Below are 26,488 nucleotides of genomic sequence, written 5' to 3'. Positions count from 1 at the left end.
GTTTGCTGAACATCCCGACAACAACGCCGCCATCAAGGAAAGGAGCCCGGCCATGCCCCGTCGCCCGATCAGCAGCCGTACCCATGGATGGCTGGATTACGCCTCCGCCATCGCCCTCGTGGCAGCGCCCCGCCTGTTAGGGTGGGACAAGAAGGTGCGGCGGTTGACCGATGCCGCCGCGGTCGGCACCCTGGCCTATGCCCATCTGACGGATTACGAAGTCGGCGCTTATCCGGCACTCTCCATGAAGCAGCATCTGGCCGTCGATCTGCTGGAAGGTGCGACCTTCCTGTCGGCCGCCTACATGCTGGAGGATGAACCCCCGGCCGTTCGCTGGGCGCTTGCGGGCTACGGCCTGTTCGCGCTGGCCGCGGGCTCGCTGACCGAGACCCATTCCAGCCCCGGCCACGGCAGCCGCCATATCGGCGGCGGACGCCGGACCAGCCATGGAGCATGGGTCATGGACGACACTCTGGAGGAGACGGAGCACACCATGCACCTGAAATCCGATCAGACCCCGCATACCGGCGGCCGCGTCGCCGAGAGTGAGTGGCGGCAGTCCCGCGACAGCAACTATGACCGGAGCCTGCGCGCCAAGTCCGACCTAGGCCGCAACGCCAACGCGCACGCCCAGACCGGCGCTGTCGGGACCAGCGAGTGGCGACGCTCCACCGAGCATCGCCGCCACGACATGGCAATGGCCGGCAGCGGCAGCCATGAGAATTCCGGCACCTGGGGCAAGCTGGACGCCCGCCGCGGCTACCGCGACGGTCAGGGCATCTGACCCGGCCCGCATCCCGGCATGAAAATGCAGGCCCGGCGGGGTTTGACACGCGCTGGGGGCGGCACCATGTCGAGTACCGTCCCCAACCTGCTGGAGAGCAGAGCGATGCGCACTTCCCGTCCCATCCCGCCTGTGCCCACCTCTCCTTTGTCCCGCCGTGGGTTCCTGACCCGCACCGCGCTTACCGCGGCCGGCGGCGTTGCGCTGACCGCCGGCGGGGCCGGCGTTCTGACCGGCCTGACGCGCCCGGCTCTGGCCGCGGCTCCCGGCGCCGTAGGTGCGCCCGCGCCCGGCTTCACCGGCACCGACATGTTCGGCAAGACGGTCAGCCTGTCCGACCTGAAGGGCAAGGTCGTGGTGCTGGAGTGGAGCAACAATGGCTGCCCCTTCGTGCGCAAGCACTATGACAGCGGCAATATGCAGGCCCTGCAGAAGGAGATGACGGACAAGGGCGTGGTCTGGCTGACCATCGTCTCCAGCGCGGAGGGGGAGCAGGGCTATGTCTCGCCGGAGGAGGCGCAGGCCCGCTTCAGCGAGGAGGGCTGGAACGCCAGCCACAAAATCCTGGACCCGACGGGGGAGATCGGCCGCGCCTATGACGCCAAGGTCACCCCGCACATGTATGTGATCGGAACCGACGGCACCCTGCTCTACAATGGCGCCATCGACAGCATCCGCAGCGCCAAGCAGGAGGACATCGCCAAGGCCGAGCCCCTGTTCCGCAATGCGGCCCTGGCCGTGCTGGAGGGCAGCCCCGTCCAGAACGCCACCAACCAGGCCTATGGCTGCACCATCAAATACTCCAAGACCACGGCGTAAGCGCCTGCCGCCCGCCATCCCGCGTCAAGCCGGGATGGCGGGCTTTCCATGACAAGTTGGGGCTGCGTCCCCACCCGCTTGACAAGCCCGTCCTCTCCGGCGACCAATCGCCCGCCGTCACAGCCGGCGGATGCGGGGAGCCCATGAGAGAACTGCTAGCCTACAGCCTGTCCAACATCCTCAACTACCTGGCCTATGCGGGCTCGCTCGCCTTGCTGCTGGCGGTGATCCTGGCCGTCTATCTCTGGATCACGCCCTTCAAGGAAATCCGCCTGATCCGCGACGGCAACAACGCCGCCGCCATTTCCTTCGCCGGGGTGCTGGTGGGCTTCACCCTGCCGCTGCATGCCGTGGCCTCCAGCGCCGGCACCTTCCCCGACATGGTGATCTGGGGCGTTACCGTGCTGTTGGGCCAGCTTGCCGGCCTGCTGGTCGCCTGGCGCATCGTCGGCCATCTCCGCAGCGGGATCGAGGAGGACCGGGTCGCCTATGGCATCCTGCTGGGCGGCATCGCCCTGGCCGTCGGGCTGATCAACTCCGCCAGCCTGGGTGGGTACTGACCCACCGGAATTGCGTCACCGCATCGCTTGCGGCACCGTTCCGGATATGTTCCAAACAGGATCATGAACGAGATCCTGTTGAATGGTGCCCGGCTGCTGCCCGACCTGTCCGGCGCATTGCTGTGGGCGGAGCGGGGCTGGCTGGTGGTGGCCGACCTGCATCTGGAAAAGGGCTCCGGCCTTGCCGCGCGCGGAACGCTGCTGCCGCCCTACGACACCGGCGCCACCCTGGCCCGGCTGGAGGAGGCATGCCTGCGGCTGCGCCCGCGCCGGGTCATCTGCCTCGGCGACAGCTTCCACGACAGGAAGGCGGCGGAGCGCGTGTCGGCCCAGGACGGCAGCAGAATCGCCGCCCTGACCGCTGCCCACGACTGGTTGTGGATCGCCGGCAACCACGACCCCGCCCCGCCCGATGGCTGGGGCGGCAACGTTGCTGAGGAGGTAGCGGAAGGTCCGCTGGTCCTGCGCCACGAAGCCCTGACCGCCGGCTCCGTGGCGGGCGAGATTTCCGGCCATTACCATCCGAAAGCCAGCGTCGATACCCGCGCCCGCCGGGTCACCGCCCGCTGCTTCGCCGCCGATGCGAACCGCCTGATCCTTCCCGCCTTCGGGGCGTATGCCGGCGGGCTGAACGTGCTGGACCCGGCCATGGCCGGGCTGTTCGGGCCGAACCTCCGGGTCTGGATGCTGGGGCAGGACAAGGTCCATTGCTTCCCCCGCAGCCGCCTCGCCCTGCCCGCCCATGCCGCGCGCGCATCCGCTCCGGCGCGCACCATCCGCGTAAAAGCGCCGGGCCGGGATTGACGCGGGCGGAAGGCCACACATCCTTTCTGGCTGCTTTTTCCAGCCCAGCCCGCCGATGTCGCCCTCCCCCATCCTACTCTGGTTCCGGCAGGACCTTCGCCTTGCCGACAATCCCGCCTTGACCCATGCCGTGGACAGCGGCCGGCCGGTGCTGCCGGTCTTCATCCTGGACGATGTCACGCCTGGGCGATGGCGGCCGGGTGCTGCTTCGCGCTGGTGGCTGCATCACAGCCTCGCCGCCCTGGCCGGTGGGCTGAAGCGGCGCGGAGCCCCCCTGATCCTGCGCCGCGGGCCGGCGGATGCGGTGATCCATGATCTGGCGGCGGAGACCGGAGCCGGGGCCGTGGTCTGGAACCGCTGCTACGAGCCCTGGAGCGTCGAGCGCGATTCCGCGATCAAGCAGTCCCTCACTGCCCAGGGAATCGAGGCGAAATGCTGCCCCGGCAGCCTGCTGAACGAACCCTGGACCATCCTGACCGGCGGCGGCACGCCCTACCGAGTCTTTACCCCCTATTGGCGCGCCGTGACCGGCGGGCCGGAGCCGGCCGCCCCGCTCCCCGCACCTGACTGCATTCCGACGCCGGCCAGCCTCCCCGCCTCCGACACCCTCTGCGACTGGGGCCTGTTGCCTACCGGGCCGGACTGGGCCAGTGGCATTCGGGAAAGCTGGGCGCCGGGGGAGGAGTGGGCGCAGGCGCGCCTTTCCGCCTTTCTGGAGCATCTGTGCCGCGACTATGCCAAGAGTCGCGACCTGCCCGCCCTGGACGGAACCAGCCGCCTTTCCCCCCATCTGCGCCATGGCGAGATTTCCCCACGGCAGGTCTGGCACGCGGCCATGGCGCTGGCCGCCCGCCGTCCGGACTGCGCGGAAGGCGTCATGTCCTTTCTGCGGGAGGTCGTCTGGCGGGATTTCTGCTACAACCTTCTCTATCACTTTCCCCAACTGCCGGACCGGCCCCTCAACCCCCGCTTCGAGGCGTTTCCGTGGTGCAAGGACGACAAGGCGCTGGCGGCCTGGAAGCAGGGCCGGACGGGCTATCCCATCGTGGATGCCGGCCTTCGCCAGCTCTGGCGGACGGGCTGGATGCACAACCGTGTGCGCATGATCGTCGGCTCCGTCCTGGTGAAGCATCTGCTGCTGCCCTGGCAGGAGGGGCAGGACTGGTTCTGGGACACGCTGGTGGATGCGGATCTGGCGAACAACGCCGCTGGCTGGCAGTGGATCGCCGGCTGCGGTGCGGACGCCGCTCCTTATTTCCGCGTGTTCAACCCCACGCTCCAGGGCCGCAAGTTCGATCCCGACGGCAACTATGTCCGCCGCTGGGTGCCGGAATTGAGCCGTCTGCCCAGCCGCCATATCCACGCACCGTGGGACGCCCCGGCGGAGGTGCTGTGTCAAGCAGGGGTCGCGCTGGGACAGACCTATCCGCTTCCCGTTGTGGAGCTTGGCAAGGGGCGGGAGCGGGCGCTGGCCGCCTATGCCAGGATCAAGGAACCGCAGGACGAGTGAAGGGGCAGGAGTCATGAGGATCGCCGTGATCGGCGCCGGAATCTCCGGCCTCGGCGCTGCCTGGCTGCTCAACCGTGCCGGGCATGAGGTCGCGGTCTATGAGCAGAACCGGCGTGCCGGCGGCCACGCCAATACGGTGGAGGCCCCAGGCATCGGCGGCCGTGCCGTTCCGGTGGATGCCGGCTTCATCGTCTACAACGAATCCACCTACCCCAACCTGACCGCCCTGTTCGACCATCTGCAGGTGCCGACCGACCGGTGCAGCATGTCCTTCGCCGTATCGGTGGACCGGGGGCGGCTGGAATATGCCGGGCGGAATGTGGCCGGCATGTTCGCGCAGAAGCGCAATCTGCTCTCCCCCGGCTATCACCTGATGCTGCGGGACATACTGCGTTTCTACAAGGTAGCGCCCAAGCTTCTGGCCGACCCCGACCGCGCCGACCTGACGCTGGGCGAGTTCCTGGTGCAGCAGAGCTACGGGCACCGCTTCATCTACGACCACCTGCTTCCCATGGGTGCGGCCATCTGGTCCGGCACGGTGGCGGACATGCTGGCCTTCCCGGCGCAGAGCTTCGTCCGCTTCTTCCACAATCACGGTCTTCTGAAGCTGAAGGCGCGGCCGCAATGGCGCACCGTGCGCGGCGGCAGCCGGGAATATGTCAGCCGCCTGCTGGCGGAACTGCGCGGCCCCGTCCACACCGGCCGCGCCATCAGCGCCCTGATCCGCGGTCCCGGCGGAGTCACCGTGGCGGATGCCGAGGGCCTGTCCGCCACCTACGACCACGTCGTCGTCGCCACCCATGCCGATCAGGCGCTGGCCCTGCTGGCCGATGCGACGGAGGAGGAGAAGCAAGTGCTGGGCGCGTTCCGCTCCATCTCCAACCGGGCCGTGCTACACCGCGACCCGGCGCTGATGCCGGTGCGGCCGAAAGCGTGGTCGAGCTGGAACTACCTCGCCAACGCCACGCGGGAGCGGGCGGCCAAGGTCTCCATCACCTACTGGATGAACGCGCTCCAGAACATCGACCGCCGCAGTCCCCTGTTTCTGACCCTGAACCCGATCCAGGAACCGCGGCAGGAGCTGAAGCTCCGGGAGTTCATCTACGACCAGCCCATGCTGGACGGCCCCGCCATCCGCGCCCAGGCCCGCATCGGCCGCATCCAGGGCCGTGACCGTATCTGGTTCTGCGGCGCCTATATGGGCTACGGCTTCCATGAGGACGGGCTTTCCGCCGGCCTCGCCGTTGCCGAGGCGCTCGGCGGCCACCGCCGCCCCTGGACCCTCCTCGACCTCTCCCCCGCCGGCCGCAACGCAAGGCCCGACCCGAGGGAGCGGGAGGTCGTGGGCTGACCGTCGTAGTCACGCCCCCGGTGACATCCCGGCCCGGTTCGGGGTAGAGGTGCGGCGACTGGTTCCGTTCTTGAAAGACCGCCGCTCCCATGACCGACTGCCGCCTCTACCTGATCACCCCGTCGGACATCGACCCGGCCTCCTTCGCGCCCAAGCTGGCGGCAGCGCTGGATGCTGGGGATGTGGCGTCGGTGCAGTTGCGGCTGAAAGGCGTCGATGACGATGCCATCCGGCGGGCAGTGGATGTGCTGCGGCCGGTGGCGCAGTCGCGCGATGTCGCCTTCATCCTGAACGACCGGGCCGATCTGGCCGCCGCAACGGGATGCGACGGGGTGCATGTCGGGCAGGAAGACGCGCCTTATGTCCAGGCGCGCAAGCTGGTGGGAGCGAACGCCATCGTCGGAGTCACCTGCCATGACAGCCGTCATCTGGCCATGGAGGCCGGGGAGGCCGGGGCGGATTATGTCGCCTTCGGCGCCTTCTTCCCTACCCTGACCAAGGAAGCCAAGGCAAAGGCGGAGCCGGACATCCTGACCTGGTGGCAGGAGATGATGGAGGTGCCCTGCGTCGCCATCGGCGGCATCACGGTGGAGAACGCGCCCGTCCTGGTCCGGGCCGGAGCCGATTTCCTGGCCGTCTGCGCCGGGGTCTGGGCCCATCCGGGCGGGCCGGCCGCGGCGGTGAAGGCCTTCAACGCGCTGTTCGAGGAACATGCCGGCTGAGGCGGCAGGGTCGGCTCAATTCTCCTCCCCGTCATTCCCGCTGTTGTCGTCGCTGTTCCCGCTGTCCTCCTCGTTTCCGCTGTCCTCGTTATTCCCGCTCTCTTCACCGCCCTCATCCGTATCGGCGCTTTCCTGCTCCTTCTCGCTGGCTCCGGCATTCCCGGTCGGGCTGCCGTCGGCGCCAGGCTTCTTCGCCTCGCGGATCAGGGTCCCGCAGGGGCTGTTCTCCCCGCCGCCGGTATCGATGAAGGGCAGCACGGCTGCCAGCGGAGTCGCGACGACGCCCAACACCACGGCGGCCGCGCCACGGGCGGCCAGACCCTCCGCCTCCACCCCGATCTTGGGAGAGGTCAGGGTTCCGCCCACGGTGACAGGGACGCGCGCGGCCAGCGGGCTGGCATCCTTGGGCTCCGCCAGGATGCGGGCGTCGATCTCCTCCGACTTCAGGTTCAGGGTCAGGTTGCCGCCGATATTCGTATCCTCGGTGTCAAGCACGAAGGCGCGGGACTGCATCACGCCCTGCTTCACCCCCATGTCCCAGACGCCGCAACGGATGGGCACCGCCTCGTCGTCGCCGATCAGATCGGCCAGCGCCTCGGCGATATCCACGCCGGCCGCCTCGATCAGCAGGCTGCTCATCCGGCCGCTGTCGATCACCATGGCCATCTCGCCATTCGACTGGCCCAGGATGGCCGCCAGGGATTCGCCCTGGCCCTTGAGACGGACACGTCCGACCACGGTGCCTTCGGTGTCGTTCTCGAACCGCGTGCCGGCGAAGAAGGGCTTCAGCCCGACGCCGCTGATGTTGATGTCGAAGTCGGCTACGGGTATCTCCCCGCTGCCGTCCAGCATGGCGCGCCCGGCGATACGTCCGATTTCCGCCTGGAGCTGTAGCGGGTCCATGATGGCGCGCCCGTTCTCCAGTCTCAGACGGAACGCCACCTCCCGCAGGGGCAGAACAGGGACCTGTACGTCGCCGCCCTTGTAGCTCACATCCATGTCGGCGGCCTTCAGCCGTTCTGTCTCGATCGGCATGTCGGGCAGCAGTTTGTTGTCGGCCGCAGGCGGCTCCCCCTGCTTGGCATGGTCGCCGGGCGAGACGCCGACGAGACCGCCAAGGTCCTCCAGCCGCAGCGTGTTCGAAGCCAGCTCGGCGCGGATGAGAGGACGCGGCTCCTTCGGTTCCAGGCTCATCCAGCCGGACAGGTCGCTCTGCCCCACCTTGCCGGCCAGATTCTCCACCTGCCAAAGATTGCCCTCGCGCCGGACCTGGCCGGCGAGGCTGTAGGCATCCGTCACCGGGGTCGGGATGCCGAACAGCGGGAAGATCTCTGCCAGATTCGGACCCGACAGGTCCAGCTTCAGATCGGCGCCCTGGAGCTGGACCGGCTCCTTGAAGGTGCCCACCAGGGCCACCTTGGTGCCGCCCGCCTCTACGCGCAGGTCGACGGGATAGGGCTCCTCCGTCTCACGCAGCATCAGGATGGGGCCGGCGGTCAGCTCCACCCGCAGGGGTTTGCCGGCCAGCGTGCCCTCGCCCTTGATGTTCATATTGCCTTCGCCGTCACCGCCCTGGCCCACCGTGTCCACGCGACTGGTGACATTCACGTCCTTCGTGGGATCGCGGAATGTCAGCTCGCCATCCGCGATGACCAGCCGGCCCAGGACCGGCACATCTTCCCGCTCCGTCGGGGTGGCGGCTTCGGCAGGGGCGCTGTTCAGGTTCCAGTTGCCCTCCCCCTGCTCGTTCATCTCCAGCAGCACCTGGGGCCGGGTCACCGAGACTTCCGGCAGTTCCAGCCGGCCACGCAGCAGGGGCGGGATGCGCACCACCGCCTCCACCCGCTGGATCGCGGCCATCAGGGGTTCCGTCCCCCACGGCTCGTTGGCGATGGTGATGTCGTTGACAGTGATCCGGGGCGACCAGGACCAGTCGATATCCACATCGCCATTGATGGCGAACTCGCGGCCGGTCATCTGGGTCAGGCGATCCGCGGCCCAGTCCCCGGCCCGGTTCCAGTCGATCATGAAGAATGCCGCGACCGCGAGCACAACCAGCCCGGAGAAGATGATCGCGACCCAGCGTAGAACACGGGCCATGGCAGGCAAAACCTCAAGGAAACGGACAGGCTCAACAGGCCCCCGTTTCGCGGGTTCCCCGCCATGGGCGGAAGTGTGTCAGGGGCTGGAAGCCAGGATCTGCCGGGGCATTATCGCAGGGGCTTCGGCCAGCTCCACCCGGTCGCGGCCCAGCGCCTTTGCGGCGTAGAGCGCCTGATCGGCACGGGACATGATGGCGTCCACCCGGTCGCGATCTCCCTGCCAGGCGGCCACGCCGATGCTGCCGGTGATGTGGACGGAGCTGTCGCAGACCTGGATCGACCCGTCCCGCAAGCGGGCGCGGATACGTTCGGCCACCGTCACCGCGTCGGCCAACCCTGTTTCGGCCAGCAGAACGGCGAACTCCTCCCCGCCATGGCGGGCGGCCAGATCGCTGGCGCGGAGTCCTTCGGAGATGCGCCGCGCCGCTTCCTCCAGCACCGCATCGCCGACCTGATGGCCGTTGCCGTCATTCACCGCCTTGAAGTGGTCGAGGTCGATCAGCAGCAGGCTGAAGCCGCTGCCCGTCCGGCTGGACCGCGCCCGCTCCTGCTCCAGCCGCTCCATCAGCGCGCGGCGGTTGGCAAGGCCGGTCAGCGGATCGTGGCTCGCCAGCTGCTCCAGCCGGCGGTTCGCCTCCATCAGCCGGCTCTGCACCTCGCGCAGTTCCTGCACCGTGGCGCGGGAGCGGGCGGCGATGAAGTTGTTGATACGGGTCAGCCGGCATTCGTTCACCAGAGTGGCGTTGCTCATATGCGCGCCAGCCGTGGTCACGACGATGTAGATCACCGCGCAGATGGCCAGTAGCAGGCCGGTCGGCCCGCCAAGAAGGAACAATCCGCCGAAGAAGTGGCTGATGGCGATGGGATAGGACAGCGCCGCAAGGCCGAGCGGCAGAGCGCTGAGATTGTGGGTGGCCGCCGCCACGATCCCCATGGGGATGAAGAACACCAGGAACAGGGCGCCGAAATCCTGGCCGTCATAGGGCATCCAGGCCAGCGATGCCCAGGCCATCCCTTGGAACAGGAAATTCACCTCGTTGGCGCGGCCCCATATGCCCGCCGACCGACGGTTCCCCATGTTCCGCAGCAGCCAGACGGAGGACAGGGAGCGGAACAGCGACATCACGGTGACGGCAAGGGTCCATCCCAGCAGGAGAGGGCCGTCTCCCCCCTCCCAGAAGATGATGCAGGTGAGCACTGCGACCAGACCCTGGGTAGCGCCGCCGCTGATCTGCGCCCGTGCGCAGAATGCAATGGCTCCGTCCGACTTGGATCGGACGTCGAGACGGCCGAGAAAACGCCGCCACATGAGCCTGCTGCCCAGCCCCACCGCTTCTCCCCCGCCCCTATTCCCGAATTCATGCTGTCCGGGCTTGGTAAACAACTCTTTATCATGGGTAGCGGCAGAACTGCCACAGGGATCGAGTGGCTACTCCTATAGTTCGAAAAGGGCTATCCCGCCACCGGCGCCCAGAGCACGTCCTCGATCCGCTCCGCCCCGGCGACCAGCATCACCAGCCGGTCGAAGCCCAGAGCGATCCCGGCGCTGTCGGGCATCAGGGAAAGGGCTTCCAGGAACTCCTCATCCAGCGGATAGCGCTCCCCATAGAGCCGCTCCTTCTCCGCCATATCGGCCTCGAACCGGCGGCGCTGGACCTGCGGATCGGTGAGTTCGCCAAACGCATTGGCCAGCTCGACGCCGCAGGCATAAAGCTCGAACCGCTCGGCGACCCGCGGGTCCTCCGGCTTGGCACGGGCCAGGGCGGCCATGGAGACGGGATAGTCGGTCAGGAAGGTCGGCCTGCCGAAGCCGAGGAAGGGTTCGATCCGCTCCAGGCTGATGCGGAAGAACAAATCCTCCCATGTGTCGCTCTCTGCGGTGCGGATGCCGATGCGCTCCGCCTCCGCCGCCAGCAGGGTCCGGTCAGGCTTCAGCGGGTCGGGAGCGGTCGCCAGCAGGTCCACCCCGGCATGACGGAGGAAGGCGTCCTGGACGCTCAATACCTCCCACTCGCCGAAAGGGTCGGCGGCATGGCCTTTCCAGCGCAGCATGTCCGCGCCGGCGGTGCTGCAGGCGGCACGGGTCAGCGCGATGCAGTCCACCATCAGCTCATGGTAGCCGGCCCCGGCCCGGTACCATTCCAGCATGGTGAACTCCGGATGATGCGTCGGCGACCGCTCACCGTTCCGGTAGACATGGGCCAGTTGGAAGATGCGCGGCTCCCCCGCCGCCAGCAGCTTCTTCATGGCGAATTCCGGGCTGGTATGCAGGTGCAGGCGCATCCTGTCGTCGGGATGCGGTCCCACCAGTTCCGTCGCGAAGGCCTGGAGATGCACCTCCAGGCCGGGGGATATCTGGAGCGCCGGCGTTTCCACCTCCGCGAACCCCTCTCCCTCGAACCAGGCGCGCATGGCCCGGGTCACGGCGCCGCGGGTACGCAGATGGGGCCGGCGGCGGGCGAAGGCTTCGGGATGCCACCAGGGCAGGCGGGGCGGTGCGGACATGGTCGGAACTCGACAAGCAGCGGGGCGCGCGGGCAGAGTGCATCCATACGCAGCCTGACGCATCCATGTCGACTCCCTCCTCCTCCCGTTCCCCTTCCATCCGCATCGTCTGGGATGTGGGCAGTGTGCCCGAATGGTACCGGCTGATGAAGCTGACGCCACGAAGCACGCTGACACAGGGATTCGGCTATGCGGCCGCCATGCTCACGACCGAGAAATGGAGCCCGCGCCTGGGCGTAATCGAACTGGAGGATCAGCCTATCGGGCTGATCGTGATGATGGAGAAGAGGTTTCTGGGCGCCGTCCGCGTGGCGAGGTTGCACCGCGGCCCGCTGATCCGGCCGGAGGCGGCGAAATCCGCCGTGCTCGCCAGCGTGATGCAGGTCCTGCGTCAGGCCTACCCCACGGGCCTGCTGCGCTGGACCGCCATCGTGCCGGAGTTGCCGGCGGGAGAAGAAACCGAAGCCATGTTGCGCTGGGCCGGATGGCGGCGGGACAAGGGGCCGGGGTACCGCACCGTCTGGCTGGATCTGTCCCGCACCGAGGCTGAGCTGCGCGCCGGCCTGGCGCAGAAGTGGCGCAATGCCCTCAATCAGGCCGAACGTGTCGGGCTGACGGTGGAGACCGACCGGGACGGTTCCAGCCTCCTGCCCTGGCTGACGGAAAGATACATGGCCGACAAGGCTGCCAAGGGTTACCGCGGCCCCTCGCCCGCCCTCCTGACCCGCCTGCGCACAGCCATGCACAAGGACGGCGACATCCTGGTGATGCGGGCAACCAAGGACGGGCAGGACGCGGCTGGCATCCTGATGCTGGGTCACGGGCTGGCCGCGACCTATCAGGTCGGCTGGACCGGCGAGATCGGCCGCCGCACCCGCGCGCATAATCTGCTGCTCTGGCGCGCCGCCCTGGAGCTGAAAGCCCAGGGCCGCCACTGGCTGGACCTGGGCGGGCTGCTGCCCGATCAAGCGCCCGGCGTGACATCCTTCAAGCGTGGAATGGGCGGGGAAGAGGTGGAACTGGCCGGGGTGTGGCGGTAGGGCCTTCTCAGCTCGACCCAGACGGAAGGAGCGAACGCCAAGCCGCGGATGCGGTGGCGACGTCTTGGGATGGCCGGTTAGCGCGCGTCCACCTTGATCTCAAGCCGGCGGTTGCGGGCCAGCGCCTCCGGGCTGGTGCCCTGGTCCAGCGGCTGGAACTCGCCGAAGCCGGTTGCAGCCAGCCGTTCGGGCGGGATTCCCTGGTCGATCAGGAACTTCACCACATTGACCGCACGGGCCGTGGACAGCTCCCAGTTACTGGCCCAACGCCCGGAGCGGATGGGTACGCTGTCGGTGTGGCCATCCACCCGCAGAATCCAGTTCAAATCCTGCGGCAACCGCGCCCCGATCTCCTTGAGGGTCACCGCCAGTTGGGCGAGCCGTTCGCGGCCCGCCTGCCCCAGCTCCGCACTGCCGCTCTCGAACAGCAACTCCGACTGAAAGACAAAGCGGTCGCCCACGATGGCGACATCCTGCCGCTCTCCCAGCACCTCGCGCAGGCGGCCGAAGAATTCGGAGCGGAAGCGGGCCAGCTCCGCCACCTTTCCGGCCAGGGCCGTGTTCAGCCGGCGGCCCAGATCGGCGATCTGCGCCTGCTGCTCCGCCGCCTTGGCCTCCGCCGCATCAAGCTGGGCGGAAATCATGGCGAGCTGCTCCCGCAACGCCGCGATCTGCTGGTTCAGCAGCTCGATCTCGGAGCGGGCTTTGGCGCTCACCTCCTTCTCGGCGGCAAGGCTCTCCTCCAGGGCTCCGCGCGCCTGGGCGAACTCGGCGGCGCGGTCGCCGGCCTCATCCTCCAATTCCACGATGCGGGCGGCCAGCCGGTCGCGTTCGGCTGCCATCGCGCCAAGCGAGGCGCGCAATTCCTCCCGCTCGCCCAGGGTGGTGCGCAGGCGGTCGGTAAGCTGGGCAATGTCGGCCTGGAGGCGGGCCGCCCCCTCCTTCTCCAGCGCCAGCAGGTCGGCCAGCTCGGAGATGCGGGTGTTCAGCCGCGCCAGTTCCCGGTCGCGGCCCTGCAACGCGTTCGACAGATAGAACTGCGCCAGCACGAACACCATGAGCAGGAAGACGACGACCATCAACAGGCTGGACAGCGCGTCCACCCAGCCGGGCCAGACATCCGGCTGCCCCCGTTGGGACCTGCGGCTGAAGCTTGGCATGGCCGCGCCCTGCCCTACCGCTCGCCGTCGCCGAGCGCGGCGATGGTGCGGGCCAGGATCTTGATCTCGTTGCGCAGCTCCGCCACCGTCTGCTGGCGGCCCTGCGTCGCCTCCTCCAGCAGGCGGGCGGTATAGATTTCCAGGTTGCGGATGTGGGTGCGCGTCGCTTCGTCCATGCCGATGCTGATCCCGCCCGACAGGACTTCCGCCAGACGGCCCATGATGGGCCGCAGCTCCATCTGGGTCTCGGCCAGCCGCACCATCAGATGCTGCTCCGCCCGCATCTGGTCGGTCAGGGTCGACAGCTTCTCCGTCAGCTGCATCAGATGCGCGTTCTGGGACCGGCGGCCATCCTCCGCGGATGCCATGGTGTATTGCAGCCGCTCGATGCTTTCCGCCGTCGTCTCCAGCAGCGCCTGGAGGTAGGCCGGGACGGACCCGCCGCCCTCACCCGCATCCGCCAGCACGCCGGAGGAAACACGGGTCGCCCCGGCCAGCCAGTCCTCCAGGTCGGTATAGAAGCGGTTCTGCGCCTGGGACGCCTGCAATTCCAGGAAGCCCAGCACCAGGGAACCGGCGAGGCCGAAGAGGGAGGAGCTGAAGGCTGTGCCCATGCCGGACAGCGGCGCTTCCAGCCCGCTCTGCAAATTGCTGAACATGGCGCCGACATCGTCGCCCTGCATGTTCAGCCTGCCGATCACGCCGCCGACGGCGGAGACGGTCTGCAACAGCCCCCAGAAGGTGCCGAGCAGGCCCAGGAAGATCAGCAGCCCGATCAGATAGCGGCTGATTTCCCGGCTCTCGTCCAACCGCGAGCCGACGCCGTCCAGCAGGGACCGGGTGGTCACGGCCGACAGGGTCAGGCGACCCTGCCGCTCCCCCAGCATGCGCGCCATCGGGGCCAGCAGGCGCGGGGGCGGCGCGCGGTCCGGATCACCGGCCTGAAAGGACTCGAGCCACTGCACCTCCGGCCGGAGCATCAGCACCTGGCGGAAGATGAAGGCGATGCCGAGGATCAGCGCGAACAGGATCAGCCCGTTCAGACCCGGATTGGCGACGAATGCATCCTCGATGGCCGGCAGGAGCACCGCCACGACGCCCAGGACGATGACCAGGAACAAGGCCATGCGCGTGAGATAGCGCTGCGGACGCGAGAGGGGCGGGACCGTCTCTCCCTGGGGGGCGGGGCCGCGCCGGTCTGTGCTGGCTTGGGTCATGCTCGGCTACTGCCTGTCGGGCAAGTGTCGTGGAGGATTGCGCAATCTGGACTCACGGCGTCACGGACATGTCCACGCGGTCTGCGCCGGGCGGGACCCGGCCGGGCTCGTCCGCCGCTTCCAGCCCGCGGCTGCCCAGGGCGTATACGATCAGGCGGCGCATCTCAACCCCGCGGTCCAGGAGATAGCTGCGGACGGCCAGGGCACGGGCCAGGGACAAGCGGCGCGCCTCCCCTTCCCCATGACCGCTCGGCGCTGCATAGGCCCGCAGCTCCAGCCGCTCCGAAGGGCTGGACAGAAGCCGGGCGGCCATCCGGTCAAGTTGCACCGCAGCCTCCGGCGTAAGCGTCGCGCTGCCGGCCGGAAACCGCAGGCTGGCATCCGCCACGGCCGCCCGCAACGGAGCGCCGTCCGTACCGGGCGCCGCGGCGGCAACCACCGGGGTCACAGGGGCCACAGCCCGCCATGGTTCCCGGAGGCTTGCGCCGGGAGGGGGCGGCAGTTGCATGGGCTCACCGGCGAAGGCGGGCGGCAGCGGAGCGATGCTGTCCGGCCGGGCAGGCTGCCCGTGCGCCGGGCCGGCTCCAACCAGAAAAATCAGGACAGCGCCCATGAAGGCTGGACGGCATTGGACGGGATTTATCGCTGGGTTCGTCTGCACGGTGCCCAAGCAAGCCCCCGGATTGTGGCCGCGTCATGTCGCTGACGCAAAATCGCGGGAAGTCTAGACCAAGGGATAGCGGACCTACAACCTCGGCGCTGGTTTTTCGGGCTGGCCCGACGCTTTAGGTCCGACCGGCGTCCGTGCACGGACGCAAATGCCCCCGGCGCAACCAGGGCGCACGGGGGCTGTTGCGGGCGGCACGTACGGGACAAGTCCGGCATTCACCGGAAAACCTGTACCGTCACGTCCGCACCCGGATCACATCCGGGATATTCCGAGTTAAGGACCGGCACACATAAGCAGCCAGTCAGAATTCACGATGTGAAGCCATACGGGTAATGAGCCTCCTGCCTTGTTGATCCGGCGGAAACACTCGTGCAGAGCACGCCCGGTTACTGATGAGGCGGAGCCATGTCTTCCATGACACCCTCCCTTGCTTCGGTACGGTTTGATGGTGCGCCCGCGCCAGGGGGTGGTCAACAAGAAAATCAGGTTGTCCTACCTCACTCGTTCGGCCGGATTGACGCCGGCCCTGCCCTCCCCCACCGTTCCGGAAAACGGAACCGGACCGGGAGGAACCATAATGGCGGGCACGCATGTGCTGGCGATCGACCAGGGCACGACATCCACCCGCGCCATCCTGTTCGATGCGGCGGGGCAGCCGGTCGCCACCGCCCAGCGCGAACTTCGGCAGTTCTATCCGCAGGCCGGTTGGGTCGAACATGATCCCGAGGATATCTGGCGCGATGCCCAGGTGGTCTGCCGCGGCGCGCTGGAACGGTCGGGGCTGGATGCCGCCGCAATCGCTGCCATCGGCATAACAAACCAGCGCGAAACCGCGGTGCTGTGGGACCGGGCGACAGGTGCTCCGGTGATGAACGCCATCGTGTGGCAGGACCGCCGCACCGCTGCCCTGTGCCGCGACCTGAAGGCGGACGGGGCGGAGGAGATGGTGCGGGCCAGGACCGGCCTGCTGATCGATCCCTATTTCAGCGCGACGAAGCTGGCCTGGATGCTGGAGCATCTACCCGGAGCCCGCACCCGGGCGGAACGGGGAGAGCTGTGCTTCGGCACAGTGGATTCCTGGCTTCTGTACCGGCTGACCGGAGGGCGGGTGCATGCCACGGACGCCAGCAATGCCAGCCGCACCCTTCTCTTCAACCTCCAGACCCAGGATTGGGATGGGGACCTGCTGGACCTGTTTGCGATTCCGCAAAGCCTGCTGCCGGAGGTGCGGGACAATGCCGCCGATTTCGGCATTGCCGATGCATCGCTTCTGGGCCGTCCCATTCCGGTCACCGGGATGGCTGGCGACCAGCAGGCCGCCACGGTGGGACAGGCTTGTTTCGAGCCTGGAATGATCAAGAGCACCTACGGCACCGGCTGTTTCGCCCTGCTGAACATCGGGGCGGAGCCGGTGCTGTCCGGCCATCGGCTGTTGACCACGCTGGCCTACCGTTTCGATGGCGTGCCGACCTTCGCGATAGAAGGCTCCATCTTCGTGGCGGGAGCGGCGATACAATGGCTACGGGATGGTTTGCGCATTATTTCCGACGCTCCCAGTTCGGAGCGGCTGGCCGCCGACGCGCGCGGCACCGGCGGCGTCTACATGGTTCCCGCCTTCACCGGCCTTGGCGCGCCCTATTGGGACCCCGATGCACGCGGCGCGCTGACCGGTCTTACCCGGGATACCGGAGTGGCAGAGGTGGTGCGGGCGGCGCTTGAGGCCGTGGCCTACCAGACCCGTGACCTGATGGAGGCGATGCGGGCCGATGCCGACTGCCTGTCCGGCGGGCTAACTCCACACACTCTGCGGGTGGATGGCGGAATGGCGGAGAATGACTGGCTGATGCAGTTCCTGGCCGACATGCTGGGCGTTCCGGTTGAGCGGCCCGCCGTGACGGAGACGACGGCACTCGGAGCGGCCTTCCTGGCAGGCCTGCATGCCGGGCTCTATTCCGGTCGTACAGCTTTGGCGGAAGCCTGGAGACTGGACCGGCGTTTCGAACCGCGCCTCGACGAGCGGGAGCGCGCCGCCCTCTACGCCGGATGGCAGGATGCGGTGCGGCGGGTCCGGACGGGGTGAGCGGTAAAGGTCCGGCCAGTCCGGCCGCTCATTCCTGCAAGGAACAAGAAAGGCCGCGGTGGATGCCGCGGCCTTTCCATTCTGCTCGATGCCAGAAAGCTCGAGGGTTCGTTCCGGCCTCCCCCGGATCTGGGGGAGGCCTCGTTTGGTCCTTAGAAGGACTTCGACAGGGTCACGAAGAGCTCGCGGCCGACGTAATCGTAGCCGCTGTACAGCGGGGCGTTGCCGACCCGGTTGTAATAGCCCATGGAGATCTGCGGCGGCTCCTTGTCGAACAGGTTCCGCACGCCGGCCGTCACCGACCAGTCCTCCTCGGCGTACTGGACCGAGAGGTAGTGCTCGAAGTAGTCGTCGACCTTGAAAACGTACGGATCGGCAGCCGGATCCACCTCGAGGTAGGTCGTGCTGTCCATGCCATCGATCCAGTCGACACCGTAGCGGAACGTCCACTCCGCGTACCGGTAGCTGGCATCGAAGGTGCCGGTCCAGCGCGGGTTGCCGATCGTGCCGTTGTAGTTGTCGTACGGATCGTCCGGGAACAGCTTGTCCTTCTGCTCCAGATACTGGCTCAGCTGGGCGTTGAAGCGGAAGTTGCCCGGCCCGATGTCGCGGGTCCAGCGCATGCTGTAGTCCACACCCGTCACGATCTGCGTGGCGATGTTGGTGTAGGCATCGAACACGGTCAGGGCATTGTTCTCGTCACGCTCGATGAAGCGGCAGTAGCCGCCACCCGAACGGAACGCCGGATCGTTATAGCAGAGGCTGAGCAGAGCGGCGGAGCCCACGCGGGAAACGCCGTTTTCGACCTTGATGTCATAATAGTCGACCGCAAAGGCGAACTCGCCGAAGGCTTCCGGCAGCTCCGGCTGCAGGATCACGCCCAGGGTGAGGTTGTCGGACGTCTCGGCCTCAAGCCCCTGGGCAGCACCGCCCTGGGAGAAGACCCGGATGCTCTGAGTCTGTTGGAAGTCAGGCTGGCCAGGCAGCTCGGCGGCGCAGTTGGCAGCCCGGTTCGGGTTGACGTTCGGACCACCGTAGTTGTTGCAGGGATCGCCCTGCTGGCTGAGGAAGCCGCTGGTGGCACCCTGGAACTGCTCGAACAGCGCCGGCGCGCGGTAAGACGTGCCGTAGCTGGCGCGGAACGACAGCCACTCCAGCGGGCGATAGACGCCGCCGGCCTTGTAGGTCCAGTCGGAGCCGTAGGAATCATATTCCGTGTAACGGGCAGAACCGTTGACGGTGAGTTCCTTGATGAACGGCAGGTTGGCCAGCAGCGGAACTTCGACTTCGCCGAACGCCTCGATCACCGAGTCGTCGCCGCGGGTCGGCGTAGCGGTCGAGAAGTTGTAGAGGTTGGCGTTGATCATGTCTTCGCCAGGCGTGTCGTTGATCTCGGAGCGGCGGAACTCCACGCCGAAGGCGCCCATGGCCTCGCCGGCCGGCAGATCGACCAGCGGACCGTCGACAGAGGCGCTGGCGTTCCACTCGTCATACACGGTCGTGCCGATAACGGGCCGGAACACATAGTCGACCCAGTCTTCCGGCAGCTGGCCGGCGAGGGTCTGCGTGTTCAGGACCGGAGCAGCGACACAGCCGCGAGCCGGGTTGGTGGTGTTGACGCGGCAGGTGATGCTCGACCCGTCGGCAGCGCGGCGGATGAGGGAGGCATCCAGACCGGCGGGAGCCGCGACGACGTCCAGGCTCTCGGACAGACGGTCGATCAGGAACTGCTCGAACATGTACTTCGCGTCGGAGCGTGCGTAGCTCACATTCGCGTCATAGCGCCAGTCCGGCAGGAAGGTCAGGTCGCCACGGACACCGGCGGTACCCTTGTAGTACTCGACGCTCTGCTCGCTCTTGTCATTGCCGAAGCCGATGAAGGCGCGGGCAGCGACATTCTGGCCATTGGTGATCGGCTGCGGGCCCAGGAACGGCGCGAGGTCCTGCATGCTTTCCGGCAGAAGCGGGCTGCCCACCGCGTAGTCGAGGCTGAGCTGGCGATAGCCGGTCTGCTGCGAGTCGCGCTTGTTGCCCAGGAACTCCGCATAGACCTCGGCATTGCCCAGCGCCTCGAACTCATAGGAGGCCTGGCCGAAGGCGGTGTAGACCTGAACCGGCGAGATCAGGGATTCATTGAGCATCCGCGGATCGAAGGTGTCGCGGACATTCAGGTCGATGCCACCCGGACCGCCGACACCCTCAAAGCCGGGGAGGTCGCCCGTCGTGATTGCGGCATTCGGCCGCCAGCGGTTGAAGACTGTCGGGATGGTCCCGTCAGCGAGAACTGCGCCGGGAGCAGCCACGCCGGCCATGCTGGCCGTACCAAGCGTATTGATGGTGACGCCGTTCGAGCCGGTGCTGGAGATCGGATAGCACTTCGGCCGGCCGGTCAGCGGATCGATGTAATCGGCGCTCTCACCCGTGGTCGGGTCGAAGAGGTAATCGGTGTTGCAGCGGGTCCAGTCGCGGTCGGCGAGCGTCAGCTCCTCGCGCTCATAGAACTCGAACGAACCAGCCACCTTCCAGCGGTCGCCGGAGGCGCCGCCGACGATAGAGAAGCGACCCTGCTCGCCGCCCTCATTGAACGGCCGGTTGTACTGACCTTCGACCGTCACGCCCTCGATGTCGCTTCGGGTGACGACGTTGACCACGCCGGCGATGGCATCGGAGCCATAGATGGAGGACGCGCCGTCACGAAGCACTTCGACGCGCTCGATCATGGCGTTCGGCAGCACGTTCAGGTCGGCCGAACCGACAGCGCCGCGCGTACCGGCCGGCGCCACGCGACGGCCGTTGATCAGGACCAGGGTACGACCGGCGCCGAGGCCGCGCAGCGAGAGCGTGTTCGCACCCGGACCGCCGTTGGTGACGAAGCCGCCGAAAGCGTTGTTGATCTGGGCGGTACCGCCCGTCACAGCCGTGCCCTGCAGCAGGTCGGCCGCGGAGGTCAAGCCGGCGAGCGTGCTCTCCTCACGGGTGATGACCTGAATCGGCGAAGGAGCGTTGAAAGTGTCGCGCCGGATGCGCGAACCCACGACGACCAGCTCCTCAAGTTCCTGGGAAGTCGGCTCGGTCTGCCCCGTTTCCTGCGCGTAAGCCTGTCCGCTAATCAGTAGACCCGCGGCGGCGCTCACCAGCAGGGCTCCGCGCAGCGTCCTGTATCCTGTTCTCTGCTTCATTATCTTCCTCTTCGCATCTCCCGAAAGGTGGGCCCCGAAGGCAACCCCCACCCTCCGAAGGCGCATAAGCTACCCCGATTGGATTTGCGAAATGTCCTTTTCTCGCAACAGCACGAACGTTTCGAGCGAATTGTTGCAAAATTGCAATGCAACAATTACGGATGCGTGAACCCGGGTCGCCCTGGGACGCGGACCCGGCGCCGTCAGAAGAGATAAGCTGGAAGTCTCAAAGCAGGACGAGCGTCGCCAGCCCGAGAAAAGCAAAGAATCCAACCACGTCGGTGACTGTGGTCAGGAAGACGCCGGATGCAACCGCCGGGTCGATCTTGAGCCGGTCCAACGTCAGCGGGATCAGGGTTCCGAACAGGCCGGCGCAGACCATGTTGGTCACCATGGCGCCGGCGATCACCGCCCCGATAAGCGGCTGCCGGAACCAGAGGGTGGCGATGATGCCGACGATACTTGCGAACAGCACGCCGTTCAGGAAACCGACCAGCAGTTCCTTTCCGATCACGCGCTTGGCGTTGGAGCTGGTGAGTTCCCGCGTCGCCAGGGCGCGCACCGCCACGGTCAGCGTCTGCGTGCCGGCATTGCCCCCCATGCTGGCGACGATGGGCATCAGCACGGCCAGAGCCACGACCTGCTCGATCGTCGCCTCGAACAGCCCGATCACGGTCGCCGCGATGAAGGCGGTGACCACATTGACGCCCAGCCAGGAGAATCGGGACTTGGTGGTGTCCAGCACGGCCCGGTAAAGGTCGTCCTCGCCGACGCCGCCCAGCGCCAGCAGGTCGGCCTCGGCCTCCTCCTCGATCACGTCCACCACGTCGTCAACGGTGATGACGCCGATCAGGCGTCCGGACTTGTCCACCACGGGGGCGGAGACCAGGGCATAGCGGCGGAACAGCCGGGCAACCTCCTCCTGGTCCATGGTGGCCGGGATGCGGTGGATATCCTCGGTCAGGATGTCCTTGAGCTTCACCGAGCGCTTCGCCCGCATGACGCGCGACAGCGGCACCGCGCCAGCTACCCGGTACATCGGATCGATGATGAAGATGTCGTAGAACTGTTCCGGCAGTTCGCTGTCGTCGGTGCCGGCCGCAGCGCGGAGATAATCCAGCAGCCGCCCCACCGTCCAGAACTGCGGGACGGATACGAACTCGCGGCTCATGAGCCGGCCGGCGGAATATTCCGGGAAGGTCAGGCCTTCCTCGACCAGCGCGCGCGCCTCAGGCGGCAGATTTTCCAGGATCTGCCGCCGCGCTTCCTCATCCAGATCCTGGATGACGTCCACCGCGTCATCAGTATCCAGCTCGGCAACAGCGGCGGCCAACTCCTTGGGATGCAGCGTCTCGATGATTTCGTCGCGCAGCTCGCCCGGCAGATAGGCCAGCACCTCCGCGTCGAAATCCGGCCGCATCAGCTCGACCAGCCGCTCCCGGTCTTCACCATCCGCCTGCTCCAGCACGTGGGCGATATCGCCCGCATGCATGCCCGCCAGAAGCGCGCGCAGCCTCTGTTCCTCCCCCTGCTCCAGCAGGAAGTGAACTTCGCGCAGGCGCAACTCCCATTCCTCGGGGTGCTGCTCCTCATCGCGCTCGTTATCGGGGCGGATGTCGGCGTGGCTCATGCGGAAGCGGACACCTTGGCTGGGCGGCGGAGGTGGGGCGTGGCGGAAGACCGGGTTGCAGGGCGGGATGTCAGATGGCGAAGCTTCCGGGCGGTTCGGCCGCAGAATGCATCTGGGCATCGACGACGGCCAGCGCCGTCATGTTGACAATTCCGCGAACCGTAACGCTGGGCGTCAGGATATGCGCCGGCTGGGCGGCCCCCAGCAGCACCGGCCCGACCGCCAGACCGTCGCCCAGGACCTTGACCAGATTGAAGGCGATGTTCGCGGCATCGCGGGTCGGCATGATCATCAGGTTCGCCTCCCCCTTCAGGCGGGAGTTCGGGAAGATGCGGAGCCGGATCTCCTCCGACAGCGCCGCGTCGGCATGCATCTCGCCCTCCACCTCCAGGCCGGGGCAGCGCGCTTCGATCTCACCCAAGGCCTCACGCATCTTCACGGCCGAAGCGTCCGTATGGCTGCCGAAGTTGGAGTGGGAGAGCAGCGCTACCTTCGGCGTGACACCGAACCGCCGCACCTCCTCCGCCGCCAGCTTCGTCATCTCGGCGATTTCCGTCGGGGACGGGTCGGGATTCACATAGGTGTCGGCCAGGAAGAACGTGCCCCGGTTCAGGATCAGCACGGAAAGGGAGGCCGGCACCTGCACGCCGCGGCGCAGGCCGACCACGTCCAGCACATGCTTCAGGTGCCAGTCGTAGAGGCCCACCGTGCCGCAGACCATGGCGTCGGCATCGCCCTTGCGCAGCATCAGACTGCCGATCACGGTGGAGTTGGTGCGCACCACCTGCCGCGCCCGGTCCGGGCTGACGCCGCGGCGCTGCATCACATCGTGATAGGCGGTCCAGTAATCGTTGTAGCGGGCGTCAGCCTGGGGATCGACCAGGTCGAAATGCTCGCCGGTGCGGATGCGCAGGCCCAGCTTCTCGATGCGGCGGTTCACCACCTCGCGCCGGCCGATCAGGACCGGACGGGCAAGATTGTCATCCACCACGAACTGCACCGCGCGCAGCACCCGCTCCTCCTCGCCCTCGGCATAGGCGACGCGCCGCGGGTCGGACTTGGCGCGGGCGAAGACCGGCTTCATCAGCAGGCCGGAGCGGAAGACGAACTGGGACAGCCGGTCGCGGTAGGCGTCGAAATCCTCGATGGGCCGGCGGGCCACGCCGCTGTCCATGGCCGCCTTGGCCACGGCCGGGGCGATCTGCAGGATCAGGCGCGGATCGAACGGCCGCGGGATCAGATATTCCGGCCCGAAACCGGGGGAACTGTCGCCATAGGCGGTGGCGACCACATCGCTGGCCTCCGCCCGCGCCAGCTCGGCGATGGCGCGCACAGCGGCGATCTTCATCGCCTCGTTGATCGTGGTCGCGCCGACATCCAGCGCGCCGCGGAAGATGAAGGGGAAGCAGAGGACGTTGTTGACCTGATTCGGATAGTCCGACCGGCCGGTCGCGATGATGGCGTCGGGGCGGACGGACTTCACCAGTTCCGGCATGATCTCGGGCGTGGGGTTCGCCAAGGCCATGACAATGGGGCCATTCGCCATGCGCGACACCATCTCCGGCGTCAGCACGCGCGGGGCGGACAGGCCCAGGAAGATGTCGGCGCCCTCGATGATATCGCCCAGGGTTCGGGCGTTCGTGGGCTTGGCGTAGCGCTGCTTGCGCGGGTCCATCAGCTCGGTGCGGCCGTCATAGACCACGCCCTTGATGTCGCTGACCCAGATGTTCTCCACCGGCATGCCCATGTCGACCAGCAGGTCCAGGCAGGCCATCGCCGCGGCCCCGGCGCCGGAGCAGACCAGCTTCACCGAGCCGATGTCGCGGCCGGTCAGCGCCAGCGCGTTGGTGATGGCGGCGGCCACGATGATGGCGGTGCCGTGCTGGTCGTCATGGAAGACGGGAATCTTCAGCCGCTCGCGCAGCTTGCTTTCCACGTAGAAGCATTCCGGCGCCTTGATGTCCTCAAGGTTGATGCCGCCGAAGGTGGGCTCCAGCGCCGCGATCACCTCGACCAGCTTCTCCGGGTCCTTCTCGTTCACCTCGATGTCGAAGACGTCGATGCCGGCGAACTTCTTGAACAGGACGCCCTTGCCCTCCATCACCGGCTTGGAGGCCAGCGGGCCGATGTCGCCGAGGCCCAGCACCGCCGTGCCGTTGGTGATCACCGCCACCAGGTTGGAGCGGGAGGTGTAGAGGGCGGCATTCGCCTCGTCCTCGACGATTGCCTCGCAGGCCGCCGCCACGCCGGGGGAATAGGCCAGCGCCAGATCGCGCTGGGTCGCCAGCGGCTTGGTCGGCGTGACTGCGATCTTACCCGGCGTCGGAAGCCGGTGGTAATCGAGAGCGGCGTCGCGGAAGCTGTCGGACATGGACCGTCACCCTTGGGCATTCCAGGCGGGAAATCTGCGCCGGCGCGAACGAATCCGCCAACGCAGCAGAGACTGCCCTGCTTAGGCCGGGGCGGGCGGAAATGTCCAGGGCAATGCGGGAAAGTCTGGGGTGTCGGCGTGGGAAAGTTGCCGGGCCGACGGTCGGCCGCACCTGAACCCCGAAAAGCGAAAAGGGCTGCAACCCGTCGGGTTGCAGCCCTTTTTCGAGGATGGTGCGGTCGAGAAGACTCGAACTTCCACGGGTTGCCCCACAGCGACCTCAACGCTGCGCGTCTACCAGTTCCGCCACGACCGCACTCTGTCCCTCCGCACCGCCGGCTGGTAGTCCTTGGCGGTGGGTCCGCGGGAGATAGCAAATCGCCGGGCACTGTTCAAGAGCATTCCGGTGCGTTCCGCAGGAATGTCCTCCACGCCCACATTATCCCTGCATACCGCCCTTCGCGCCCACCAGGATGGACCATGGCCGCCGCCTGCCCTACATATCGGCAGCATCTTTTCTGACGGGTTCAGGCATGTCGTCCATCGAGTGGCGGATCAGCGAACGGCTGGTGGAGTATCCGGAGGCCCTGTCCTTCATGGAGAACAGGGTGGCGGACATCCGCGCCGGCGCGGCCCCGGAAACCATCTGGCTGCTGGAGCATCCGCCGCTCTACACCGCCGGCACCAGCGCCAAGGACGGCGACCTCCTGACGCCGCAGCGCTTTCCCGTGTTCCAGGCCGGCCGCGGCGGGCAGTACACCTATCACGGTCCCGGCCAGCGCATCGGCTATGTGATGCTGGACGTGCAGGCCCGCGGCGGCGACCTGCACGATTTCGTCTGGCGGCTGGAGGAATGGCTCATCCGCACCCTGGCCCAGTTCGCGGTGAAGGGGGAGCGGCGGTGCGGCCGCGTCGGCGTCTGGGTGGACATGGCCGCCCATGGCCAGCCTGGCGTGGAGAACAAGATCGCCGCTATCGGCGTCCGGGTGCGCCGCGGCGTCAGCTTCCATGGCGTGTCCCTGAATGTGGAGCCGGACCTGGACCATTTCGGCGGCATCGTCCCCTGCGGCATCCGGGAGCATGGCGTCACCTCGCTGGCAGCGCTCGGCAACATCGTCACCATGGCGGAGGTGGATGCCGCGATGAAGGAGGCGTTCCGGGAGGTGTTCCTGGAGGACGCCGCCCTGCGCCCCGCCTGCGCCTGAGAGCCGCCCGGATGCAGGACCGCCGCTCCATCACCGCCCTGGTGCTCTACATCGTTGGCGGCATCACCGTCGTCATCAGCCTGTTCATCCTCACCGCCCCCACGGCGGAGAGTTACGGCCCCGGCCTGATCGCGCTGCTGCTGGGAGTGATCCTGCTGGCGCTGGGCCGCATCTGCGCCCACCTCTCGCGCATCCAGGACCTGATGGAGGGGCGGCGCTGAAGAGGGTCCGGTCGGATCGACCGGAAGCCGGCATGCGCCCCTACTCCGCCGGGCGGCGGACGCCCTCCTTCAGGACATCCCGGATTTCCGCCAGCAGCACCTCCTGCTTGGATGGCGGGGTCGGAGCCGCATCCTCCTTCGCCCGGAACCGGTTCACCTGCTTCACCAGGATGAAGATGGCGAAGGAGACGATCAGGAACTTGATCACCGCATTCAGGAACAGGCCGTAATTGATCGTCGCGACCCCGGCCTTCTTCGCCTCTTCCAGGGTGAGATAATCGCCGGGGCCCAGCGCCACGAAGTAATTCGTGAAGTCCAGCCCGCCGGTGACCAGCCCCAGCGGCGGCATCAGGATGTCGTTGACCAGCGAGTTCACGATACCTGTGAAGGCCGCGCCGACGATGATGCCGACGGCGAGATCGATCACATTGCCCCGGCTGACGAATTTCTTGAATTCCTGCAGCATCCATCCGCTCCAAAGTCCGGCCGCCGGACAGTCTCCGACGCCACCATATCGGTCGCGCCATACATAACCCGGATGCGCAGGATGAAAACAGC

General features: G+C 67.3%; 21 protein-coding genes and 1 tRNA gene. 11 read left to right on the top strand and 11 right to left on the bottom strand.

Features of this window, described 5'->3' with window-relative positions; translation table 11 throughout:
- Positions 1–52 precede the first annotated feature (52 nt).
- The 7 genes from DOL89_RS02230 (at position 53) to thiE (ending at position 6,550) form a co-directional block, all read left to right on the top strand.
- The gene (locus DOL89_RS02230) at positions 53–784 is read left to right on the top strand and encodes a hypothetical protein (RefSeq protein WP_119677684.1); all 732 of its coding nucleotides are present in this window, start codon (positions 53–55) and stop codon (positions 782–784) included.
- Between the two features lie 66 nt (positions 785–850).
- A complete protein-coding gene (locus tag DOL89_RS02225; RefSeq protein ID WP_225889858.1) occupies positions 851–1,603 on the top strand; it encodes a redoxin domain-containing protein in 753 nt (250 codons plus the stop codon).
- Positions 1,604–1,746: 143 nt separating this feature from the next.
- Positions 1,747–2,163: a DUF350 domain-containing protein gene (locus DOL89_RS02220; RefSeq protein ID WP_119677682.1), complete on the top strand. Its 417-nt coding sequence runs from the start codon at positions 1,747–1,749 to the stop codon at positions 2,161–2,163.
- A 63-nt stretch (positions 2,164–2,226) separates the two neighbouring features.
- A complete protein-coding gene (gene pdeM / locus DOL89_RS02215; protein ID WP_119677681.1) occupies positions 2,227–2,967 on the top strand; it encodes a ligase-associated DNA damage response endonuclease PdeM in 741 nt (246 codons plus the stop codon).
- 55 nt (positions 2,968–3,022) lie between these two features.
- On the top strand, positions 3,023–4,477 hold the full coding sequence (locus tag DOL89_RS02210; RefSeq protein ID WP_119677680.1) for a cryptochrome/photolyase family protein: 1,455 nt from the start codon (positions 3,023–3,025) through the stop codon (positions 4,475–4,477).
- 13 nt (positions 4,478–4,490) lie between these two features.
- The gene (locus DOL89_RS02205; protein WP_119677679.1) at positions 4,491–5,828 is read left to right on the top strand and encodes an NAD(P)/FAD-dependent oxidoreductase; all 1,338 of its coding nucleotides are present in this window, start codon (positions 4,491–4,493) and stop codon (positions 5,826–5,828) included.
- Between the two features lie 89 nt (positions 5,829–5,917).
- Positions 5,918–6,550, top strand: coding sequence for a thiamine phosphate synthase (thiE, locus tag DOL89_RS02200; protein WP_119677678.1), 633 nt, complete (start codon positions 5,918–5,920; stop codon positions 6,548–6,550).
- A 15-nt stretch (positions 6,551–6,565) separates the two neighbouring features.
- Here thiE and DOL89_RS02195 read toward each other — a convergent pair whose 3' ends face one another.
- The 3 genes from DOL89_RS02195 to epmA form a co-directional block, all read right to left on the bottom strand.
- Complete coding sequence (locus tag DOL89_RS02195; protein ID WP_119677677.1) at positions 6,566–8,650, bottom strand: AsmA family protein; 2,085 nt, start codon at positions 8,648–8,650, stop codon at positions 6,566–6,568.
- 78 nt (positions 8,651–8,728) lie between these two features.
- Positions 8,729–9,961, bottom strand: a complete 1,233-nt coding sequence (locus DOL89_RS02190) for a GGDEF domain-containing protein (RefSeq protein WP_119677676.1) — start codon at positions 9,959–9,961, stop codon at positions 8,729–8,731.
- Between the two features lie 143 nt (positions 9,962–10,104).
- The gene (gene epmA, locus DOL89_RS02185) at positions 10,105–11,157 is read right to left on the bottom strand and encodes an EF-P lysine aminoacylase EpmA (protein WP_119677675.1); all 1,053 of its coding nucleotides are present in this window, start codon (positions 11,155–11,157) and stop codon (positions 10,105–10,107) included.
- Positions 11,158–11,222: 65 nt separating this feature from the next.
- Between epmA and DOL89_RS02180 the strand changes: the two genes are divergently transcribed.
- On the top strand, positions 11,223–12,197 hold the full coding sequence (locus DOL89_RS02180) for a lipid II:glycine glycyltransferase FemX (protein ID WP_119677674.1): 975 nt from the start codon (positions 11,223–11,225) through the stop codon (positions 12,195–12,197).
- A 77-nt stretch (positions 12,198–12,274) separates the two neighbouring features.
- Here DOL89_RS02180 and DOL89_RS02175 read toward each other — a convergent pair whose 3' ends face one another.
- The 3 genes from DOL89_RS02175 to DOL89_RS02165 are packed head-to-tail and all read right to left on the bottom strand — an operon-like array spanning position 12,275 to position 15,031.
- The gene (locus DOL89_RS02175) at positions 12,275–13,357 is read right to left on the bottom strand and encodes a peptidoglycan -binding protein (protein ID WP_119677673.1); all 1,083 of its coding nucleotides are present in this window, start codon (positions 13,355–13,357) and stop codon (positions 12,275–12,277) included.
- Positions 13,358–13,371: 14 nt separating this feature from the next.
- Positions 13,372–14,574: a flagellar motor protein MotA gene (locus DOL89_RS02170; protein ID WP_119677672.1), complete on the bottom strand. Its 1,203-nt coding sequence runs from the start codon at positions 14,572–14,574 to the stop codon at positions 13,372–13,374.
- 52 nt (positions 14,575–14,626) lie between these two features.
- Positions 14,627–15,031: an OmpA family protein gene (locus DOL89_RS02165; RefSeq protein ID WP_162937275.1), complete on the bottom strand. Its 405-nt coding sequence runs from the start codon at positions 15,029–15,031 to the stop codon at positions 14,627–14,629.
- A gap of 790 nt (positions 15,032–15,821) precedes the next feature.
- Here DOL89_RS02165 and glpK point away from each other — a divergent pair.
- The gene (gene glpK / locus DOL89_RS02160; RefSeq protein WP_119677670.1) at positions 15,822–17,324 is read left to right on the top strand and encodes a glycerol kinase GlpK; all 1,503 of its coding nucleotides are present in this window, start codon (positions 15,822–15,824) and stop codon (positions 17,322–17,324) included.
- Between the two features lie 152 nt (positions 17,325–17,476).
- Here glpK and DOL89_RS02155 read toward each other — a convergent pair whose 3' ends face one another.
- The 4 genes from DOL89_RS02155 to DOL89_RS02140 form a co-directional block, all read right to left on the bottom strand.
- Positions 17,477–20,503 carry a TonB-dependent receptor domain-containing protein gene (locus tag DOL89_RS02155; RefSeq protein ID WP_119677669.1) on the bottom strand — a complete coding sequence of 1,009 codons (3,027 nt, stop codon included), beginning with the start codon at positions 20,501–20,503 and terminating at the stop codon, positions 17,477–17,479.
- Positions 20,504–20,729: 226 nt separating this feature from the next.
- Positions 20,730–22,133, bottom strand: coding sequence for a magnesium transporter (gene mgtE, locus DOL89_RS02150; protein WP_119677668.1), 1,404 nt, complete (start codon positions 22,131–22,133; stop codon positions 20,730–20,732).
- Positions 22,134–22,203: 70 nt separating this feature from the next.
- The gene (locus tag DOL89_RS02145; protein ID WP_119677667.1) at positions 22,204–24,504 is read right to left on the bottom strand and encodes an NADP-dependent malic enzyme; all 2,301 of its coding nucleotides are present in this window, start codon (positions 24,502–24,504) and stop codon (positions 22,204–22,206) included.
- Positions 24,505–24,735: 231 nt separating this feature from the next.
- A tRNA-Leu gene (locus tag DOL89_RS02140) sits at positions 24,736–24,820 on the bottom strand.
- 217 nt (positions 24,821–25,037) lie between these two features.
- Between DOL89_RS02140 and lipB the strand changes: the two genes are divergently transcribed.
- Both lipB and DOL89_RS02130 read left to right on the top strand, forming a co-directional pair.
- The gene (lipB, locus tag DOL89_RS02135; RefSeq protein WP_119677666.1) at positions 25,038–25,709 is read left to right on the top strand and encodes a lipoyl(octanoyl) transferase LipB; all 672 of its coding nucleotides are present in this window, start codon (positions 25,038–25,040) and stop codon (positions 25,707–25,709) included.
- Positions 25,710–25,720: 11 nt separating this feature from the next.
- Positions 25,721–25,930 carry a hypothetical protein gene (locus tag DOL89_RS02130; RefSeq protein WP_119677665.1) on the top strand — a complete coding sequence of 70 codons (210 nt, stop codon included), beginning with the start codon at positions 25,721–25,723 and terminating at the stop codon, positions 25,928–25,930.
- 40 nt (positions 25,931–25,970) lie between these two features.
- Here the strand turns inward: DOL89_RS02130 and mscL are convergent, their stop codons facing one another.
- Positions 25,971–26,396: a large conductance mechanosensitive channel protein MscL gene (gene mscL, locus DOL89_RS02125; RefSeq protein ID WP_119677664.1), complete on the bottom strand. Its 426-nt coding sequence runs from the start codon at positions 26,394–26,396 to the stop codon at positions 25,971–25,973.
- Positions 26,397–26,488: the final 92 nt, after the last annotated feature.

This window comes from Indioceanicola profundi, assembly GCF_003568845.1.
In the GTDB taxonomy this organism is placed as follows: domain Bacteria; phylum Pseudomonadota; class Alphaproteobacteria; order Azospirillales; family Azospirillaceae; genus Indioceanicola; species Indioceanicola profundi.
The sequence above is the reverse complement of the archived record's forward strand: the minus strand, read 5'-3'. Positions and strand labels throughout refer to the sequence as shown.